Raw genomic sequence first — 20439 nt, 5'->3', positions numbered from 1 at the left:
ACCTTGACATTTCAAAAGACAATACATGTTAGGCCTTAAGTTACCAACAGACCCAAGATGGGTGAACATAGTGGAGAAAAATATCGAGGAAATCCTCACCGATCATGCCTATTGCGAGCAAAAAGCAGCTAGTACGGCCATTTCCCTCATCATTGGTTTTCCTGAAAAATCAGAATTGGTAAAAGAAATGACTGCTTTGGCCCGCGAAGAAATGGGCCATTTTAACATGGTGCATGACAAGCTACTCAAACGTGGGTGGGTTTTGGGCCGGGAACGTAAGGACGAATACGTTATCGAATTGATGAAATTCTTCCCCAAAGGTGGAAGTAGGGAAACCCACTTGGTACACAAACTACTATATGCTGCTTTGATTGAGGCCAGAAGTTGTGAACGCTTCCGATTACTGTCCGAAGAAATCCAGGACGAAGAGTTATCTGAATTCTACCGAAACCTAATGGTGAGCGAAGCGAACCATTACACCATGTTCCTAAAATTTGCCCGCAAATATGGAAATAAAGACGAAGTAGACCAAAAATGGCAAGATTTGTTGGATTATGAGGCGAGCTTAATGAAAGACTTGGGCAAAAGGGAAACCATGCACGGTTAATCCTTCTGGTAGTATAACATTTTGATCATACCGTCTACCAACCCGATTTTGGGAACATGAATCTTCTTGGCCTTGCTCCATTTGGCCGCGTTCAAGAATATTTTGATGGCCGGGATAATCACATCCGCCCTATCTTGATTCAAACCTAACACCGCCACCCTATCCTCATAGGCCATATTGTTCAAAAATTGGTATTGCCCGTGCAACCATATGTATGAAAGGGGTTGACCCAATTTTCGACCGGACATTTTATGCAATTTGTTGATGTTTCCCCCTGAACCGATGATCTCTACTGTTCCATCCAATGGGATATTTGACTTAACCCAAGTTTTAACCTCTTCCCAAACCGAATCTTCCACCAAGTTATTCAACAATCTGACCGTACCAATTTTAAAGGAACGGGAAATCTTTGGCATGCCTTTTTCAAAAATGGTGAACTCGGTACTACCGCCTCCCACATCTACATAGAGATAATGCCCATCTATTTTGATAATGTCCTTAAGATCGGTCGAGGCAATGATCATGGCCTCTTTTTTCCCATCGATGACCTCGATGGGCATTCCGGTTTCCTTAATGACCCTTTGTACCACTTCGTCCCCATTTTTGGCCTCACGTAAGGCAGATGTGGCACAGATCATAAACTTTTCAATGCCATACACCTGCATCAAATAGTCGAATGATTTCATGGTCTTGGCCAACCGCGACTCACTTTTCGGGGAAATTTCACCACGGATAAAGGCATCTTCCCCCAAACGTACGGGTACCCGTACCAACTCGCTCTTTTTGAAGATGGTAGGTTTACCCTTTTGTTCAATTACGTTGTTGATGAGCAGCCTGATGGCGTTCGAACCAATATCAATGGCGGCAAATTTGCGTATTACCAAATAGTACGGTATTAGGATTCCAATTTCCTTTGATAATAATAATACATCTCAAACTGAGACCTTAATTCTGGTTCTCCTACAGCACGTTTTCTATAGGCATTGTCTTGTTTGGCCGAAAAGACACGTGCCTTGAGATTGTCCCTCCAAGAAATATCGAAGGTATCCAAGAGTTCTTGACGGATATCCGGGTCATAGATTGGGCATCCTACTTCTACCCTGAAATCAAGGTTACGGGTCATCCAATCCGCAGAGGAAATATAGATTTTCGGGTCGCCGCCGTTTCCAAAAACGAACAATCGGGGATGCTCCAAGAACTTATCCACAATGCTGATGGCCTCAATATTTTCACTCATCCCTTCAACCCCTGGGATAAGACAGCAGATACCACGAACAATCATTTGGATCTTCACTCCTGCCCTACTGGCCTCATAAAGCTTATCCACCATTTGATAGGAAGTAAGGCTGTTCATCTTTATTTTGATATAGGCCTCTTTACCATGCTTGGCATTGACTATTTCCCTATCTATCAACTTAATGAAGGTAGATTTAGTGTAGTGTGGAGACACAATCAAATGTTTGTACTTGTTGATCTTGTAGTTGGTTTCAAAGAACTCAAAGACCTTGCTCATATCCTTCAAAATACCTTCATGGGCCGTAAAGAGCGTATAATCCGTATAAATTTTGGCAGTGGACTCGTTAAAATTACCCGTACTGATAAAACCATATCTTTTTAGTTCGCCAGCTTCCTCCCGTTCCACCATACAGATTTTACTGTGGACCTTTAATCCGGGAACGCCAAAAATTAAATTGACACCTTCCGCCTGCAGATAGTTGGCGTATTCGATATTGTTCTGCTCGTCGAACCTTGCCTGAAGTTCAATCTGAACCGTTACCTGTTTGCCGTTCTTTACTGCATTGATAAGGGCAGAGGCAATCTGGCTATCGCTTGCCAATCGGTATATGGTGATTTTAATGGAACGGACCTGTGGATCTAGGGCCACTTCCCTCAAAAATTTGGTCACATAACTAAACGTATGGTACGGCGCATAGATCATGTAATCCTTATGGGCGATCATATCCAAAAGGCTTCCCTTCATGCTCAATCCCTTCACGGGTAGCGGATCAATTTTTTCATACATGAGATCATGTCTTCCCAAGCTCGGGAATCCCATGTAATCCCTTCTGTTATGGTATCGACCTCCAGGAATGACACTATCAGTACCCATAATATCCATCTTTTCCTTTAGGAACTGTAGGGTATCCTTATCTATTTTCTTATCGTACACAAAACGGACCGGGTCACTGATCTTTCGATGTTCTACACTGGTGGAAATCTTCTCGATAAAGCTCTTGCTCAAGTCGTTATCGATGTCCAGTTCCGCATCCCGGGTAATCTTAATCATATGGGCCGAAATAGATTCGAACTCGAACATGGTAAAGACACTGTCCAAACAAAAACGAATCAAATCATCGAGCATGATGATATAGTCCTTGTCTCCCTTCTTTGGAAGCACAATGAATCGGTCGATCCCCTTGGGAATTTCAATAAGGGCATAGCGGTTGTGTTTACCAACTCCCGAACCATTCTTCATCACAATTTTCACGGCCAAATAAGCGGCAGTATCTTTCAAAAGTGGAAACTCATTAAGGTCGTTCAGAATGATGGTCATCAACTCCTGGTTCACTTTTTTGAAAAAGTAGTCCCTGATGAACTCTGCCTGACTTTCGGTCACCTCCGTTTCATTGATGATGAAGATATTTTCCTGGCGCAATTCCTTCTCTATGGCCTTAAAAATTTCCAAGCTTCGTGCCTGTTGTGCTATCACAATCTTGGTAATTTCCTCCAACAGGTCCTTCGCCCTTTCACCCCCCAATACACTCTTCCCGGTTTTTCCCGCTTCCACGATGCGTTTCACCGTAGCATAGCGCACCTTGAAAAACTCGTCCAGATTGTTACTGAAAATCCCTAAAAATCGAAGGCGGTCAATCAGTGGAACCCTTTTGTCGTTACTTTCTTGAAGTACCCGGGCATTGAATTGTAACCAACTGATTTCCCTATTTATATATTCATTCTTTGTTTTGACCATTTATTTTTTCAAGTGTTTTGGAAAGACCATTTGTTTCGTGGTGCCCTTTGAAATACGGGACCAATCATCCACACCAAATGTAATGTGGACCAGCCCTGCCGTGGGAACGTTTTCAATATACTGATCTCCCCAAGTATTTGCAAGTGATGTAAAGGCATAATTGTGCCCAAAAAGGGCCACGGTGTGCAAATTGTTGTCCAGATTGGATACAAAATGCTGAACACCATCCCCTGAGAAATCATAAAGGGATTTTTCTACCCTAAACTTGGAAAAATCCAAACCCAGGTTCCTCACAAAAATCATGCTGGTGTGCAAAGCCCTATTGGCCGGGCTTGAAAAAGCAAAATCCAAATTGGGGGCATGTAATTTAAAGGTATTTGACACCAAATGGGCATCTTTGACACCCTTTTCCTGTAGCGGTCTATCCTTATCTGAAACATCGTAGTCCCATGAAGATTTCCCGTGCCGCATCAATATGATCTGTTTCATACGTTTTGATTATGGTGCCAATCGTTCTATTTTCCAGTCATAATCCTCTTGAAGGGTATACCTGATCCTATCATGGAGCCTGTTGGGGCGTCCTTGCCAAAATTCCATGGAAATGGGGCGAACCAAATACCCCCCCCAATGCGCTGGACGTTCTACTTCCTTCCCTTCATAAGCCTTTTCCAAATCTTTCAATGCTTTTTCCAGCACCTCCCTGGAAGGTACCACCTCACTCTGATTGGAGACCACGGCCCCCAACTGACTCCCCACGGGCCTTGATTCAAAATAACCATCCGACAGGTTTTCCGCAATCTTTTCCGCTGTACCCTTTATGATGACCTGACGTTCCATATTGGGCCAGAAAAAGGATAAGCACACCGAAGGATTCTTAGCAATGGCCCTTCCTTTTTCGCTGTTATAGTTGGTGTAAAAGATAAAACCCTCATGGGTGTACTTTTTCATCAATACTACCCTGTTCTTGGGAAAACCATCCAATCCTATGGTGGATACGGTCATGGCATTGGCTTCATCCACCCCGTCGGAACCTTCTACTTCATAGAACCATTTTTGGAATTGCTCCAAAGGATTCTCCTTGATGGAATCCTCGGTCAATTCACTTTTCTCGTAGGATTTTCGGTAGTTGCTCAGGTCTTTTTGCATGATGTGAAGTTCGTTAAAATTCGAATCTCTTCAAAGCATGCAAGACCTAAAAGTTCAATAAATAAATGATAGGATTACAGGTCAAAAACTTTGCCGTCATCGGCGAGTTCCACGTTTGAAAAGACACCTTGTGCTTCTTCTTTAAAAAAATCTATGGATTTGTACCGCGTGGAATAATGTCCCAAAATCAATTTCTTGACATGGGCCAACTTGGCAATCTGTGCTGACTGCTTGGCCGTGGAATGCTTAGTCCGGTCGCAAAGATGGGCTTCCGATTCCAAAAAAGTAGATTCATGGTAAAGGGCGTCTACTTCTTGCACCAAAGGAACAACGGTTTCGTTATAAACGGTATCACTACAAAAAGCATAGCTTTTGGGTTTAGGCGGGTCATGGGTGAGTTTTTTGTTAGGAATCAACTTGCCATTTTTATCCATTGCATCGAACCCTTTTTTAATATTATTGAATTGGCTCCTATCCACTCCATATCGGTGGGCCGCCTCCGCATCAAGCGTTCGGGGCGCTTCCTTTTCGTTGAACAAGAATCCGTTGGTGTAGACCCTATGTTCCAGAGGTATAGTCCGGACAGAAACCTTACTATCTTCCAATATCAGTTCGGATTCCTTCGACTCCAGTTCATGGAAGATAAGGGGATAATTGGTCCAGGAATCCCCTAATTTCAAAAACAAGGTAATGGCTTCCTTAATGCCTTTTGGGCCATAGATATGCAGTTCCTTTTCCCTTCCCAGCAATCTAAACGTAGAAATGAGACCGGGCAATCCGAAGAAATGATCTCCGTGTAAATGTGAAATGAAAATGTGGTTGATGCGTGAAAATTTCACTTTGTACTTTCTCAACTGCACCTGCGTGCCTTCTCCACAATCGATCAAAAAAAGATGGTTCTGGATTTCGAGTACCTGGGATGTAGGGTTGGTAAACGTTCTGGGTGTTGCCGAATAGCAGCCAAGAATAGTTAACCTCATATGTCCAAATCGCGTTCTATTTCTTCCATTTCGATAAGGTCCATGGCTTCTTGCAAAGTAGGGACCAGACTTATCTCATCCGGAATCTCATCATAGGAAACCTTGTCGGTAACCAAAACAAACGATTTTCCAGTGCTCTTATGGGTATTTGAAATATCGAGGAATTCCAAAACATCATTTGCCGCGAGCTTGCTGAAAGAAAACAGGTTAATGACAATATTGTCGTGCTTCAATTTAGGGTAAGTATTGTTCAAGTTTTCCATAAAGGTCGAGAGCGAAGTCTTCTCCTGGAAAACAATGGTCGTGGTTCCATCTTTGTCGAAAATCATCTTACTTAATTTTGGATGCCAATAAATAGAGTACTGCCATACGGATCGCCACCCCATTTTCCACTTGGTGCAGAATTATGGATTGATCGGAATCCGCCACATCACTTGTGATTTCCACGCCACGGTTAATGGGTCCTGGGTGCATAATCACAATCTGTTTGTCCAAGCTGTCCAACAGCTGCTTATTTACCCCAAATTGTTGGGTATATTCCCTTGTTGAAGGAAAATAACTAATGTCCATACGCTCGTTCTGAACGCGAAGCATGTTCGCCACATCACACCATTCCAATGCTTTGCGCAAGTCAGTTTCCACTTCCACCCCCAAAGATGTTATATGCTTTGGAATGAGCGTTTTGGGTCCACAAACTTTAACATTTGCCCCTTGCAATTTTAGGGCAAAGATATTGGAAAGTGCCACCCTTGAGTGTAAAATGTCCCCAACGATCACGATGTTCTTCCCCCCTACATCACCTAACTTTTCCCGGATGGAAAAAGAATCCAGTAAAGCTTGGGTAGGATGTTCATGTGCCCCATCACCGGCATTCACGATGGAAGCCTTTACGTGTTTGGATAAGAAAATACCCGCTCCCGGATTGGGATGCCGCATCACCACCATATCCACCTTCATGGAAAGGATATTGTTCACGGTATCGATCAAGGTTTCGCCCTTTTTCACGGAAGATTGTGCTGCGGAAAAGTTCACCACATCGGCCGACAAGCGTTTTTCGGCCAGCTCGAACGAAAGCCTTGTACGGGTACTGTTCTCAAAAAAGATGTTGGCTATGGTAATGTCCCGAAGGGTTGGAACCTTTTTAATAGATCTATTGATGACCTCCTTAAAATGGTCGGCGGTTTCAAAAATGAGCTGTATATCCTTTTTGTTCAGATACTTGATTCCCAACAAGTGGTTTACGCTCAATTCGCTCATTTTCTTCTATTTGCTAACTAAATAAACAATATCCTCCCCATCATTTTCTTCCCACATCACCTTAACTTTCTCCTTATTGATGGCATCTACCTGTCTGCCGCGATAATTGGGCTGAATGGGCAAGTGTCTGCTAAATCTTCTATCGATCAAGGTCAACAATTCAATGCTCTTGGGCCTTCCGAAGGATTGGATGGCCGTAAGGGCCGCCCGAATACTTCTTCCCGTGTAGAGTACATCATCAATGAAGACCACTTTTTTGTCCTCAACCAGAAAATCCATTTTGGTGGTATTTGCCTTGAGGATTTCTCCACGTCCAAAATCATCCCTAAAAAAGGTAATGTCCAGAAAACCTAGGGCAATGTCCTTCACCTTGTACTCCGTTTTCAGGATCTTGGCCAATCTTTCGGCCAAAAAAACGCCCCGTGGCTGAATGCCCACCAGTGCGGTATCCTTAAAATCGAGATGGTTTTCCAAGAGCTGACAGGCCAGCCGGTGCAGTATGATGTTGATCTCTTTGGAAGTAAGCAGTACTTTTTGACTCATAGGAATTGCAACCGACTCAGTTGAATGCAAAAGTAAACAATTCTTTAAAATGTTGAAGGCATAAAAAAGCCCCGACTGTTTCCAGCGGGGCTTCCTTTATATAAGAAATGTGATTATTTCTTTTTGGCAGCTGCCTCCATTTTGTCTTTCAACGCCTGCAATTGGGCATTGGCATCACCTAATGTTGGTGCAGCTTCATCAGAACTTGTAGACCTGCTTTTTGCAGCTTTCACGTTCTTCTCTTCTTGCTCTCTAAAGATAGCGGTGTGGCTGGCCACAACTCGTTTGAAATCTTTGTTGAACTCGATGATCTTGAACTCGGCCGTTTCACCTTTTACAAGCTTCTTACCGTCTTCTTTTTCCATGTGTCTTGATGGAACGAATCCAACGATATCCTCATTAAAGTTGATGGTAGCACCTTTATCAACCACCTCAGCGATAGAAGCGGTGTGAACGGTACCTTCACCGAAATCTTCGGAATATTTATCCCATGGGTTGGCCGTGGTCTGTTTGTGACCCAAGCTCAACTTACGTCCTTCAACGTCCAATTCCAACACCTCTACCTCCAAAGTATCGCCTACGGCAACAAATTCGGATGGGTGCTTGATTTTCTTGGTCCAAGAAAGGTCAGAGATGTAGATCAAACCGTCGATACCTTCTTCCAACTCTACAAATACACCAAAGTTGGTGAAGTTCCTTACGATTCCTTTGTGCTTGGAACCTACAGGGTATTTGGAAGTGATGTCGGTCCATGGATCTGGAGTCAATTGCTTGATGCCCAAAGACATTTTGCGCTCTTCCCTATCCAAAGTCAAAACAACAGCCTCAACCTCGTCACCTACGTTCACGAAATCCTGAGCGGATCTCAAGTGGGTAGACCAAGACATTTCAGAAACGTGGATCAAACCTTCAACACCGTCAGCTACTTCGATAAAGGCACCGTAATCGGCAATAACCACTACTTTACCTTTTACCTTGTCTCCTACTTTGATCTCATCCCCAAGGGCATCCCATGGGTGTTTCTCCAACTGCTTAAGACCCAATTGGATCCTAGATTTGTTATCATCGAAATCAAGGATTACCACGTTCAATTTCTGATCCAATTCAACAACCTCGTTGGGGTGGTTGATACGGCTCCAAGAAAGGTCGGTAATGTGGATCAAACCATCCACACCTCCAAGGTCGATAAAGACTCCGTAAGAAGTGATGTTCTTCACAACACCTTCCAATACTTGGCCTTTTTCCAATTGACCGATGATCTCTTTTTTCTGTTCTTCGATATCCGCTTCGATCAAAGCTTTGTGTGATACCACTACGTTTTTGAACTCGTGGTTGATCTTCACTACTTTGAACTCCATGGTTTTACCTACATACTGATCGTAATCACGGATAGGCTTCACGTCGATTTGGGAACCTGGCAAGAACGCCTCGATTCCGAATACATCCACGATCATACCACCTTTGGTACGACATTTAACGTAACCTTGTACAATTTCTTCCTTGTCGTGGGCATTGTTCACACGATCCCAAGCCTTGATGGTCCTGGCTTTTCTGTGTGAAAGTACCAATTGACCGGTCTTATCTTCGCGAATGTCTATAAGTACCTCTACTTTGTCCCCTACTTTAAGGTCTGGGTTGTAACGGAACTCGTTCAAGGAGATAACCCCTTCGGACTTGGCGTTGATATCGATGATGGCCTCACGGTCTGTCATGTGAACCACTGTTCCTTCCACTACTTCCTCATCGGCAGTGTCCACAAAATTTTCCTCAACAAGATTTTCGAATTCCTTAAGTTTGCTATCGTCTACACGCTCAATTCCTTCTTCATACTTCTCCCAATCAAAATTGTCAAGAAATTCCTTTGGATCTTGCTGGGCCTGAGTTTCTACTTTTACTTCTGTTGTTGCGGCAGTTTCGGTTGCCTCAACGGTTGCTTTTTCTTCAGCCATGTGCTGATTTAAATTTGTATTCCACGTTTTACAAGAGTTGAACAATTACCGTGGAAGTGGTTTTTACATAGATTTTCAAATTCCTTTTTCCTCTTGCTGCTTTGTTAAAAAGGAGTGCAAAAATACAATTAAATTCTTGATTCACAAAGCTTAATTGCACTCAAAAAGACAAAAAAAGTAAATTCATTTTTTAATAGTAAAAATGAGACATATTGGTTATATTGAAACCTCTAATTGTTAACTGTAAAATTTACCATTATGAGTGTAAAAGCAAAATATCAACCCGTATTGGACCTAGGTCTAAAGTTGAACGTTAAGGACGGTGATGTTTCTGAAGAAAACGGCGTTTTGAAGATAAAAGGAATGACGTCTACCCCCTATGAAAAAAACCTGTTGTGGGACAAGATCAAGGAAATTGGCGGTGAGCATCCCAGCGATATCAAAGCCAATATTACGGTAGAGGATGATTCCGTTTATGCACGACATACTGTAAAAAGCGGCGAATCATTGAGCAAGATTGCCAAGCACTATTATGGCGATGCCATGAAGTACAAGCAAATCTTTGAAGCCAACACCAACATTTTGAAGAACCCAGATTTGATTCATCCTGATCAGGTGTTGGTAATCCCGAATTTGTAGTAAATTTTGTTTATTCATGTGCAGTCAAGAACTTGTTTACATCTCGACTGCGCTCGATGTGACAATTCTAAAAACATAAGACGCCTATGAGCGTCTTTTTTGTTTCATTATGAATTCAAAGCAATCAAAAGCGTGGTTGGGTCAATTCAAAAAACTCACCAGTACATTTACACTTGAATTAAAACCAGAAAAAAACTAACTTCACTTATCGGTCGATATAAATCATTAAAACGATTCATATCTAATAACGTTGTACACCATTTGAAAAAAAAGAAATTTATGAACTTAAAATTGACCATTTTCTTTCTGATTTTAGCTCAAATCGGATTTTCTCAACAATACAATTCTGTAATAATCGAGAGTGAAAATATTGACTCAAATAATGAGATTTACAAAATAGGAAGTGTTTTTGTTTATGATTACGAAATAATTAAAGACGGACAAAAATGCAAGCTCAAAACAAACAATGGAATGTTTGCTCGTTCTGAATTTGAACTTGTACCAACTGAATCTGACAGTATTGGAGTTCAAAAAATTCATCTAATAGTACAGCCCGTTTCAGATTCCGATAGAACAAATGAGAACCAAACTCAAATTTCATACTTACAAGAACCTATATTTGCTTCATTATCATCAACAGGAGCGGTTGAAAACGATAAAAATGTATGGATTCACCCAATTCGAAAAGGATTTTTCAACTCTTTAGAGACAGCACCTTTTCCATTTATAAAAAAACCACTGAAAATTGGTTCGGAATGGACTGACCAAATGCAAATCGGACAAGGCTGGGGAAATGAATTGTGGGGAAAATGGGAAGGACAATTACTTTTAGCCTACAACTACAAAATAACCGAAAAGAAAACTATCAAAACTGAAATTGGGGAAATTGACTGTTTTGTTATCGAAAGTTCTGCTAAATCAGAAATTGGAACAACAAAACTGACAAGCTATTTTTCAGAAAAATACGGATTTGTAAGATTGGAATACGAATTACTAAATGAACTTAAAGTCAATATGTGGCTGACTGATTTTAAAACCGACAAAGAATTTAATGACACAAGAACTTTCTTTAAAACAAAAGAATATATAAAACAATAAAAACGGTGTACAACAATGTATAACCGCAATTACGGCGGATTCGACTACGTCCGAATCCACTCGGAATTGCTAACATCTGTGCTAAATCGAAAATTAACGCATATTAACCCGTAACTGGCGGTTATACGGGGCCGATAAGTGCAATCTAAAATTCTATGCAATTTACCCCTTCTTCGCAATCACCCGTTGCGCAAAGTCGTGTACGCGTTCAAATTGTTCTTCCAGGCCCATATCACTGTTATCAAATTCAATGGCGTCCTTGGCTTTTTTAAGTGGTGAAATGCTTCGGGTAGAATCGATCAAATCCCTTTCCTGTACATTTTTAAGGACTTCGGCATAGCTTACCTCTTCCCCATTTTCCAGCAGCTCCTTGTACCTTCGAGCGGCACGGGTTTCAGGCGAGGCCGTCATGAACAATTTGAGTTCCGCATCTGGAAAAACAACGGTACCAATATCCCTTCCGTCCATCACAATACCCTTGTCCTTGCCCATTTGCTGCTGCATTTTCACCAGCTTTTCCCGAACTTCCTTTATGGCGGAAACCTTGCTTACCTTTCCCGATACCCTCATGGAGCGAATCTCTTCCTCCACATTTTGACCGTTCATGTGCATATCGGAACGACCCGTTTCGGGATTGGGGACAAATTTTAGGGCAATATCAGGCAAAGCCTCGACCAATTTGGGTGCATTGATCTCCCCTTTGTCATTGATCAAATCGTGGTCCAAAGCATAAAGCGTCACCGCCCTGTACATAGCCCCTGTGTCCACATAAATATAATGGAGGGATTTGGCCAAACGTTTGGCAATCGTGCTTTTTCCCGTTGATGAATACCCGTCTATTGCTATTGTAATTTTTCCCATGCGCCAAAAATAGGCAGAAATGTCATTATAATTTTATGACACCTATCATCCCATTACAGTGTTTTGGCGTTTTTCACCTTTTTATCGGTCACGGCAATATCGATTACCTCACTCATGTCGGTCACATAATGGAAAGTAAGTCCCTTAAGATAATCAGCTTTGATTTCCTCAATGTCCTTCTTGTTTTCCTCGCACAGGATAATCTCTTTGATCCTAGCCCTTTTTGCGGCCAAGATCTTTTCCTTGATACCTCCCACCGGCAACACCTTACCCCTAAGGGTAATCTCGCCCGTCATGGCCAAGCTCTTTTTTACCTTGCGTTGGGTAAACAGGGAGACCAATGAGGTAAGCATGGTGATACCTGCACTGGGGCCGTCTTTTGGAGTGGCTCCTTCGGGCACGTGGATGTGCACATTGTATTTGTCAAACACGTCGGGGTCAATTCCAAAGGTATCCGCATTGGATTTGATATACTCCATGGCAATGGTAGCGGATTCCTTCATCACCTGGCCCAAATTACCAGTAATGTTGAGCTGTCCCTTTCCTTTGGAAAGAATGGACTCGATAAAAAGGATATCGCCCCCAACGCTGGTCCAAGCTAACCCAGTGACCACACCGGCCACTTCATTGTTCTCGTACTTGTCGCGTTCCAATCGGGCTGGACCCAATATTTTTTCCACATCTTCATTGGAGACTTTTATGTTGTACTCCTCTTCTATGGCGATGGATTTTGCGGCATACCGCACCATTTTGGCCAACTGCTTTTCCAAGTTCCGAACACCGGATTCCCTGGTATAGCCTTCCACAATTTTCTCCAATTGTGGTTTGCCTATCTTCAAATCATTGGTAGAAAGTCCGTGCTCCTTTAATTGTTTGGGCAACAAATGACGTTTGGCAATCTCTACTTTCTCTTCAATGGTATACCCCGTCACGTTGATGATTTCCATACGGTCCAACAACGCAGGCTGAATGGTGGACAAACTGTTGGCCGTAGCAATGAACATGACCTTGGAAAGATCATAGCCCATTTCCAAGAAATTGTCATGGAACTCACTGTTCTGCTCAGGATCTAACACCTCCAACATAGCCGAAGAGGGATCGCCCTGATGGCTGTTGGAAAGCTTATCGATCTCATCCAAAATAAAGACAGGGTTGGAGGTTCCCGCCTTTTTCAAGCTTTGGATAATCCTACCGGGCATGGCACCGATATAGGTTTTCCTGTGCCCTCTGATCTCTGCTTCATCACGTAAGCCACCCAAGGACATCCGTACATATTCCCTTCCCAAGGCTTCCGCAACAGATTTCCCCAAAGAGGTCTTACCCACCCCGGGAGGTCCGTACAGACAAAGAATGGGCGATTTCATATCGTTCCTCAATTTAAGGACAGCTAAATATTCAATGATCCTTCGTTTTACATCTTCCAAACCATAATGGTCACGATCCAAGATCTGCTGTGCCCTTTTTAGGTCGAACTTGTCCTTGGAATAGTTATCCCAAGGCAAATCCAAAATGAGGTCCAAATAATTGCGTTGGATGGAATATTCGGCAACCTGGGGATTCATACGCTGCATTTTGCCCAGTTCTTTTTCGAAATGTTCCTGCACCTTCTTGCTCCATTTCTTGCCTTTGGCCTTTTCGCGCATTTCGTCCACCTCTTCTTCATAAGAGATACCCCCCAACTCTTCTTGGATGGTCTTCATCTGTTGGTGAAGGAAATACTCGCGTTGCTGCTGATCCATATCACTTCGGACCTTGCTCTGGATATCGTTACGCAATTCCAGTTTTTGGAGTTCCATGTTCATATACCTCAAAGTGGCCAAGGCCCTTTCTTGAAGATTTGGAATCTCCAATAGTTGCTGTTTTTCGGCAACGGACAAATTGAGGTTAGAGGACACAAAATTAATCAAGAACGAATTGCTTTGGATGTTCTTGATGGCAAACGTGGCCTCACTGGGAATATTCGGGTTGTCTTTAATGATCTTAAAGGCCAAATCCTTGATGGAATCGATGATGGCCTCAAACTCCTTGCTATCCTTAAGCGGTCTTTCTTCCTTCGCTTCCTTGATCTTGGCGGTGAGGTATGGCTTCTCGGATATGATGCTCTCAATCTGGAACCTCTTTTTACCTTGAATGATGACCGTGGTATTGCCATCGGGCATCTGTAATACCCTAAGGATACGGGCCACTGTCCCCAAGGTATTGATATCCTCCACCCCTGGATTTTCGGTTAGTTCATCCTTTTGGGAAACCACCCCGATGGTCTTGCTGCCATTATTGGCATCCTTGATCAAGTTGATGGATTTGTCCCTTCCGGCGGTAATAGGAATCACAACACCTGGAAACAAGACCGTATTTCGGAGGGGAAGCACCGGTAAGGTATCCGGCAATTCCTCATTATTCATCTGTTCCTCGTCTTCAGGGGTGAGCAATGGGATCAATTCCGCATCCTCGTCCAGTCCCTGAAAGTCAATATTGTCAAATTTTGATATTTTCATCTCTCCTGTATCTTCTTTTCGGTCATTTTGTCATAATCGACAAAAAAACATCATTTTTATTCTACATAAAAACCCTTACAACATCCTCATTATCAATAAATATAGTGGATTAAAGGCTTTTGGTCCCCTCTTAAAAGGCAATTCCTGTGCCATTAAAAAGCAATTTTTTAGAAAAAAGTGTAACAATTGGTAAATTCCCTAATCTATAAGACAAACCATTCATTTTTTGAGCCACCAAAATGAACATATTGATGCACTGCTCAAGTTGTGCATGCAGGGAAAGCAAAGTGCACAATTGGAGATTTACAATCGCTACTATAGGGCCATGTACAATACTGCCTATAGGATTGTAAAAGATTCTGCCGAGGCCGAGGATGTGATGCAGGAATCGTTCCTGAGCGCATTCACCAAATTGGAAACCTTCAAAGGGGACGTCACCTTCGGGGCATGGTTAAAGCGGATCGTAATCAACAACAGCATCTATCATTACAAAAAACAGCAAAAAAACAGGGCTGTTGATTTGGATGATGTAATGTACAAGGTCGAAGATAATGATGGAGTTGCTTCGGATCAAAATGGTTATACAGAACTGAAGGCTCAAAAAGTGATGGAAGCCATGAAAAGTTTGAAAGACAATTACAGAGTTTCTTTGACCTTACATTTAATTGAAGGGTACGATTACGAAGAGATCGGTGAAATCATGAACATTAGCTATGCTAATTGTAGAACCACAATTTCGAGGGCCAAGGAAAGCCTGAGAAAAAAGTTGACCTTAAATGTTTAGTTATGAACAAGGATAATATAGATCATCTGTTTGGAAGACTCCGAGGGGAGTTTGATGTGGAGGAGCCACAAAGCGGGCACCAGGATCGTTTTTTGGAAAAATTGAACCAGGCCACTGGTGTCGTTTCCATCCAAAAACCGAAACCAACCTGGTGGAAACCACTTTCCATAGCCGCATCGATTGCGTTGGTGGCCCTGTTGGGATACCAAGCGTTCGGTCCACAGCCTTCCCTTAGGGAGCAAGTTGTGGAAATTGCACCGGAAGTGTCCAAGACCGAATTCTATTTTGCGAACGTGATTGAGCAACAAGTTCAGCAATTAAAGGATGAGAAATCCCCGGAAACGGCACAGTTGGTAGACGACACCTTGGCACAACTCCAAAGATTACAGAAAGATTACAAGTCTCTTGAACAGGATTTGGTCAACGGTGGGGACAGCAAGATCATCATGAATGCCATGATCATCAATTTTCAGACCCGCATTGATTTATTGAAAGAAGTTTTGAGCCAAATAGAAAATATCAAGAATTTAAAATCACAAAATGATGAAAGCTTTACTATTTAAAAATATCCTTTTCGCTTTGGCTTTGTTCCCCATTGCCCTACAAGCAAATGTTGACCATGGCAACATGGACGGCAAATACACTAAGGAAAAGACCATTAAAAGGGAATTCAACGTTAATGCCGATGCACTTTTTAAAGTGACCAACAGTTATGGCAACCTTAACATTACCTCTTGGAACGAAAACCGTGTAGAGATCGAGGTGCATATCAAGACCAATGGCAACAACGAAGAACGTGTACAGGATCGCCTCAACGAAATCGATGTGGATTTTGAGAACAGCAACAGCATGGTTTCCGCAAGGACCCTCTTTGGTGACCGTAACAACGGCTGGGGATGGAACTGGGGTAGACGCAACAGTGTGAGTGTACAGGTCAATTATACCATTAAACTTCCTGTGAAGAACAGCGTGAACCTCAACAACGATTATGGCAGCATTTTCTTGGACCGAATCGATGGCCATGCCAAGATCAGCTGCGATTATGGTAAGATGGAAATTGGCGAACTACGTGGCCGCAACAACGAACTTCGGTTCGATTATACTTCCCGATCTACTTTTGATTATATCAACAGTGCCGAAATTGTGGCCGATTACTCAGGATTCACCATTGAAAAAGCGGGCGACCTGACCATAAAGGCTGATTATACCAACGCCGTAATCGAGGAAATGGGCAATCTGTCCTACTCCAGTGACTATGGTTCCTTGGAGGCGAAAGAAGTGAAAAATGTGGAAGGCAACGGGGACTATATCGGGGTCAAATTGGGTACGGTACACGGTAATGTGTCCATCGTAAGCGATTACGGTTCCTTGAAAATTGACCGATTGGCACCTGATGCCGGGAATGTTGAGATACGAACCGATTACACCGGGATCAAAATAGGGTATCACCCTGATTATCACTTCAACTTTGAAATTTCAACGGAGTATGCCGGTGTCAGTGGCAAAGATGATTTCGAAATCAACATCAGCAAGGAAAAATCAACTGAAAAATATTACAAAGGCTTCTATGGTAGTGAAAACTCAGGAAAAAGGGTAAGCATTACCAGTGACTATGGAGGCATCACATTTTATCAAAATTAATATCAAATCAAAAAACAATTTAAACACAAGATCATGAAAAAATTCATCACACTGGCACTTGCCATGAGCGCGGTTACCATCTCCCATGCACAATGGTGGAAAAAAGTCAAAGGAGACGGAAATTATGTCACTATAGAACGTTCCGTTGGGGATTACGATGGTGTTTCCCTAGCTGGTTGGTTCGATGTGGACCTGGTGGCCGGCAAGGAAGGTGAAATTACCTTGGAAGGTGAGTCCAATCTGTTGGACTACATCGAAACCGAAGTGAAAAACGGCAAACTGGTGATCAAGACCGAAAACAATGTCAACCTAAGACCCTCCTCTTGGAACAAGGGTATTAAGATCACCGTTCCTGTGGAATCCATCAGTTCTGTAAGCCTTTCTGGATCGGGAGACATTGTGGGCAAGACCACTATTAAATCCAGCGACTTCAGTACCAGTGTTGCGGGGTCCGGTGATGTTAGCCTAACCGTGGAAGCGGAGAGTGTGGATGCATCACTTGCCGGTTCGGGAGACATCAATCTGGCGGGTCATGCCAGGGATTTTGAAGTATCCGTTTCAGGTTCGGGAGACATCAAGGCCTATGAACTGGAAGCCGATTACGTAAAGGCGAACATTTCCGGTTCTGCGGATATCAGGGTTACCGCAAACGAATCCATCGATGCCAGGGTATCCGGTTCGGGCGACATCCATTATCGTGGAAATCCAAAGAAAATCAATACCAAATCCTCTGGTTCAGGAGATATATCCAAAGGCTGATCAGGAGTTTAGCACCAATCAAAAAACGTAAAAATGCCCCTAAATGAGGGGCATTTTTTATTTTGGTAAAGCAAAAAGCCACAATGAATTATAGCCGTTGTTGTAGGTCTTTTAAATTCTTAATCATCTATTGCCTGTCCCACTAGTTGACGGAATTTCCAACCAGTTTCATCCATATTAATATCTACTGTTTGTTTCATTAGAATTCCAATAATGTTTTCCTTGGGATCAGCAAAATATTGGGTATTAAAATAACCTCCCCAATCAAATGTACCAATACTGCCTCTTCCGCCCATATTTTGGCCTTTTTGATCAAGTACGCCAAAGGCCAAACCGTAGTATGCCCCGGAATCCCCCCATAAATCTCCAATTTGATTTGCCATGATGAACTGTACGGTAGTTCTACTTAGAAGACGCACTCCATTGAGCTCACCATTATTCAAATACATTTGTAAGAAAGTGGCATAATCTTTCGCTGTACTTGAAAGTCCTCCTCCTCCTGAAAAGAATTTTTTAGCACCTTTTATCGGGTAATCTGGATCATAGTAAGTTGTATCTGTATATCTGACCCATTTATCATCATTTTTGGTTTGAACAGGTACCAATCGATCAATTTTTGAGTCTGGTAAATAAAAATATGTATCATCCATGCCAAGAGGACTAAAAATTCTTTCCCTAAAAAACTCATCCAATGGTTTACCTGACAAAATCTCTATGAGGTAGCCCAAAACATCAAGACCCTCACTGTATGTGAATTTTTCTCCAGGATCATGATGAAGAGGGAGTTTTGCCAGCTTTTTAATATTTCCTTCAATTGTTACAGGATTTGCCGTAAACGCATCTACAATTCCTGCTTTCTGATAAATTTTTCTGAACTGATCATCATCAATAACGCCGTATCCTATTCCTGATGTATGGGTCAATAAATGACGAATGGTTATAGGCTTGTTTGCAGGTCTTGTGGTATAAGTAGTGTCGCTGTCATTGAACGATTCAAGAACCTGGGCATTCTGAAACTGGGGAATATATTTTGAAATTGAATCATCCAAACTAAATCTGCCCTCTTCCCACAGCATCATCACGGCCGTAGATGTGATCGCCTTGGTTTGTGACGCTATTCGAAAAATATCATCGGGTTTGAAACTTCTTTTGGTTTTGTTCTCAGCTAATCCAAAACTTTTGTGATAAACAATTTTTCCGTTTCTGGCAATTAGTGCTACTGCTCCAGGGATTTGATTGTTTTCAATGGAGTTGATTAACATTTCATCAATTCGTGCCAATCTTTCATCAGACATTCCTACACTTTGCGGAGATGCTTCGGAGAGTAAAGGGGATGATTTGATTGATTTTGTTTGAGCCAATCCTGAAATTGCCAAGATCACTAGGAAAGTAAATGTGATAATGTTCTTCATAACTGCATGTTTTTGGTTAGAAATTCTGACTTACAGTAAAAGTACAAAACCATAAAGCTCTATTTATCAGTATCTTGAAATTTTATCACTAGTGAAAGAAATTAATAGTCCCTTGTAGAATGGACATCTTGTTTTATAGCTTATTCAGGGGGAGTTGATGTATCAGGATGACCTATAACGGTCTCGGCTATGATTTCGTTGTGGCTGGCGGCTGGTGAGCGACGGCGCGAACCAGTGCGATTTTCCTGCGAGCCATAGCTGCGTTACGAAATCATTCCCTTTGGTTATTTGTGTGCTACTTCAGCTAAAATGGCACTGAATTCTTATTTTTTCAAGTGATACATTAAAATTTCATAGGGTGTCTTTCCCTTAAATGCACCATGTGGTCTATCAAAGTTATAAAAGTCTTCCCATTGCTTTATTTTTTTGTTCAAATCCACGTCGTCGGAGTAGTCCAATAGTTGATAGAACTCCTTTTTGTCCGTGAGGTGCGACCGTTCCACCTTTCCATTGAGCTGGGGTCTTCCGGGCTTTATATAACGGTGCTCCATGCCAAGGTCCTTCACATGCCAATTGAACTTGGATTGGAATTCATGCCCATTGTCGGTTTGGACGGTATGGATTCGGAACGGGAACATACCGACCACATAATCCATAAAGTCAATGGAACTTGATTGGTTGTGCCTTTCATATACTTTCAACGCTCTGATACGTGTGCAATCATCAATCGCCGTGTACTGATACCTTTTTATCTTTTTTCCTTCTTTGGTGTGGAAAACCAAGAACTTGACGTCTACTTGAACATGGTGGCCCGGGGTTTTCTTGGCATAGCGTTTAGGTCCCATCGCTTTTCTGGTAACGGCTCGTTCGAGCGGCTTGATACCATTCCTTTTCAGGGTTCTGTAGACACTTGATTCAGAGACATTGATACTGTGATATCTTTCCAAATACCATTTGATGCGCCATGTGCCAAGTTTGTATTCCTTTCTAAGGTCCAATATCAGATCAACCGTTTTCTGATTGATTCTATTGGGGTAGGTATCAGCTTCCCTCTTTTTCCTTAAAAGACCCTTTGCTCCATGTTTGTCAAACTTTCTTTTCCAATTAAAATAGCTGCTCCTGCTAACATTGAACATTTCACAGGTCTCCTTGACCTTTCCATAATCTTTTGCAAATTCAAGTACTCTTAGTTTGAACTTCCATCTTAAGTATTGCTCAATTTCTCTTGTCTTTTCCATGTCAAAAGTGTCTCTTGATTTATTATCAAAATAGTACACTTTTAGTTGACGTAGTCACA

The 20439-nt window shown here is 42.3% G+C and carries 20 protein-coding genes; 7 read left to right on the top strand and 13 right to left on the bottom strand.

Translation table 11 applies throughout. The features are described 5' to 3' along the window. Positions 1 to 25 precede the first annotated feature (25 nt). Entirely contained in the window at positions 26 to 607 is a 582-nt protein-coding gene (locus D2V05_RS08020; RefSeq protein ID WP_119647156.1) for a MiaE family protein, read from the top strand. On the opposite strand, the gene D2V05_RS08015 is transcribed toward D2V05_RS08020, so the two are convergent. The 9 genes from D2V05_RS08015 to rpsA form a co-directional block, all read right to left on the bottom strand. Beyond that, positions 604 to 1491 carry a Ppx/GppA phosphatase family protein gene (locus D2V05_RS08015; RefSeq protein WP_119647155.1) on the bottom strand — a complete coding sequence of 296 codons (888 nt, stop codon included), beginning with the start codon at positions 1489 to 1491 and terminating at the stop codon, positions 604 to 606. The two genes, D2V05_RS08020 and D2V05_RS08015, sit on opposite strands and share 4 nt — an antisense overlap. A gap of 11 nt (positions 1492 to 1502) precedes the next feature. Further along, on the bottom strand, positions 1503 to 3578 hold the full coding sequence (gene ppk1, locus D2V05_RS08010; protein ID WP_119647154.1) for a polyphosphate kinase 1: 2076 nt from the start codon (positions 3576 to 3578) through the stop codon (positions 1503 to 1505). Continuing rightward, positions 3579 to 4067: a SixA phosphatase family protein gene (locus D2V05_RS08005; RefSeq protein ID WP_119647153.1), complete on the bottom strand. Its 489-nt coding sequence runs from the start codon at positions 4065 to 4067 to the stop codon at positions 3579 to 3581. Between the two features lie 9 nt (positions 4068 to 4076). Continuing rightward, positions 4077 to 4724: a pyridoxamine 5'-phosphate oxidase gene (gene pdxH, locus D2V05_RS08000; protein ID WP_119647152.1), complete on the bottom strand. Its 648-nt coding sequence runs from the start codon at positions 4722 to 4724 to the stop codon at positions 4077 to 4079. A gap of 74 nt (positions 4725 to 4798) precedes the next feature. Next, positions 4799 to 5704, bottom strand: a complete 906-nt coding sequence (locus tag D2V05_RS07995; RefSeq protein ID WP_119647151.1) for a ribonuclease Z — start codon at positions 5702 to 5704, stop codon at positions 4799 to 4801. Then, on the bottom strand, positions 5701 to 6033 hold the full coding sequence (locus tag D2V05_RS07990) for a ribonuclease Z (RefSeq protein ID WP_119647150.1): 333 nt from the start codon (positions 6031 to 6033) through the stop codon (positions 5701 to 5703). The genes D2V05_RS07995 and D2V05_RS07990 overlap by 4 nt, the downstream gene beginning before the upstream one ends. A gap of 1 nt (position 6034) precedes the next feature. Further along, positions 6035 to 6961, bottom strand: coding sequence for an aspartate carbamoyltransferase catalytic subunit (locus D2V05_RS07985; protein WP_119641017.1), 927 nt, complete (start codon positions 6959 to 6961; stop codon positions 6035 to 6037). Positions 6962 to 6967: 6 nt separating this feature from the next. Continuing rightward, positions 6968 to 7504, bottom strand: a complete 537-nt coding sequence (pyrR, locus tag D2V05_RS07980; protein WP_119641016.1) for a bifunctional pyr operon transcriptional regulator/uracil phosphoribosyltransferase PyrR — start codon at positions 7502 to 7504, stop codon at positions 6968 to 6970. Positions 7505 to 7617: 113 nt separating this feature from the next. Beyond that, positions 7618 to 9453, bottom strand: coding sequence for a 30S ribosomal protein S1 (rpsA, locus tag D2V05_RS07975; protein ID WP_119647149.1), 1836 nt, complete (start codon positions 9451 to 9453; stop codon positions 7618 to 7620). A gap of 258 nt (positions 9454 to 9711) precedes the next feature. Between rpsA and D2V05_RS07970 the strand changes: the two genes are divergently transcribed. Together D2V05_RS07970 and D2V05_RS07965 are read left to right on the top strand one after the other, a co-directional pair. After that, a complete protein-coding gene (locus D2V05_RS07970) occupies positions 9712 to 10092 on the top strand; it encodes a LysM peptidoglycan-binding domain-containing protein (protein ID WP_119647148.1) in 381 nt (126 codons plus the stop codon). Between the two features lie 261 nt (positions 10093 to 10353). Next, positions 10354 to 11190 (top strand): hypothetical protein, encoded by an 837-nt coding sequence (locus D2V05_RS07965; protein WP_220473542.1) that lies wholly within the window; start codon positions 10354 to 10356, stop codon positions 11188 to 11190. Between the two features lie 162 nt (positions 11191 to 11352). Here D2V05_RS07965 and cmk read toward each other — a convergent pair whose 3' ends face one another. Then, a complete protein-coding gene (cmk, locus tag D2V05_RS07960) occupies positions 11353 to 12051 on the bottom strand; it encodes a (d)CMP kinase (protein ID WP_119647146.1) in 699 nt (232 codons plus the stop codon). A 53-nt stretch (positions 12052 to 12104) separates the two neighbouring features. Next, positions 12105 to 14546 (bottom strand): endopeptidase La, encoded by a 2442-nt coding sequence (gene lon, locus D2V05_RS07955; protein ID WP_119647145.1) that lies wholly within the window; start codon positions 14544 to 14546, stop codon positions 12105 to 12107. A 226-nt stretch (positions 14547 to 14772) separates the two neighbouring features. On the opposite strand from lon, the gene D2V05_RS07950 reads away from it, so the two are divergent. The 4 genes from D2V05_RS07950 to D2V05_RS07935 are packed head-to-tail and all read left to right on the top strand — an operon-like array spanning position 14773 to position 17730. Further along, positions 14773 to 15330: an RNA polymerase sigma factor gene (locus tag D2V05_RS07950; RefSeq protein ID WP_119641010.1), complete on the top strand. Its 558-nt coding sequence runs from the start codon at positions 14773 to 14775 to the stop codon at positions 15328 to 15330. 2 nt (positions 15331 to 15332) lie between these two features. Continuing rightward, positions 15333 to 15893 carry a hypothetical protein gene (locus D2V05_RS07945; RefSeq protein WP_119647144.1) on the top strand — a complete coding sequence of 187 codons (561 nt, stop codon included), beginning with the start codon at positions 15333 to 15335 and terminating at the stop codon, positions 15891 to 15893. Then, complete coding sequence (locus D2V05_RS07940; protein WP_119647143.1) at positions 15874 to 16971, top strand: DUF4097 family beta strand repeat-containing protein; 1098 nt, start codon at positions 15874 to 15876, stop codon at positions 16969 to 16971. The genes D2V05_RS07945 and D2V05_RS07940 overlap by 20 nt, the downstream gene beginning before the upstream one ends. A gap of 33 nt (positions 16972 to 17004) precedes the next feature. Beyond that, positions 17005 to 17730, top strand: a complete 726-nt coding sequence (locus D2V05_RS07935; protein WP_119647142.1) for a head GIN domain-containing protein — start codon at positions 17005 to 17007, stop codon at positions 17728 to 17730. A 119-nt stretch (positions 17731 to 17849) separates the two neighbouring features. Here the strand turns inward: D2V05_RS07935 and D2V05_RS07930 are convergent, their stop codons facing one another. Together D2V05_RS07930 and D2V05_RS07925 are read right to left on the bottom strand one after the other, a co-directional pair. Further along, entirely contained in the window at positions 17850 to 19142 is a 1293-nt protein-coding gene (locus tag D2V05_RS07930; protein WP_119647141.1) for a serine hydrolase domain-containing protein, read from the bottom strand. A gap of 323 nt (positions 19143 to 19465) precedes the next feature. Further along, on the bottom strand, positions 19466 to 20380 hold the full coding sequence (locus D2V05_RS07925) for an IS481 family transposase (protein ID WP_119646114.1): 915 nt from the start codon (positions 20378 to 20380) through the stop codon (positions 19466 to 19468). Between the last annotated feature and the right edge of the window lie 59 nt (positions 20381 to 20439).

It is taken from the genome of Flagellimonas pelagia, assembly GCF_003584135.1.
Lineage (GTDB): Bacteria > Bacteroidota > Bacteroidia > Flavobacteriales > Flavobacteriaceae > Flagellimonas > Flagellimonas pelagia.
The sequence above is the reverse complement of the archived record's forward strand: the minus strand, read 5'-3'. Positions and strand labels throughout refer to the sequence as shown.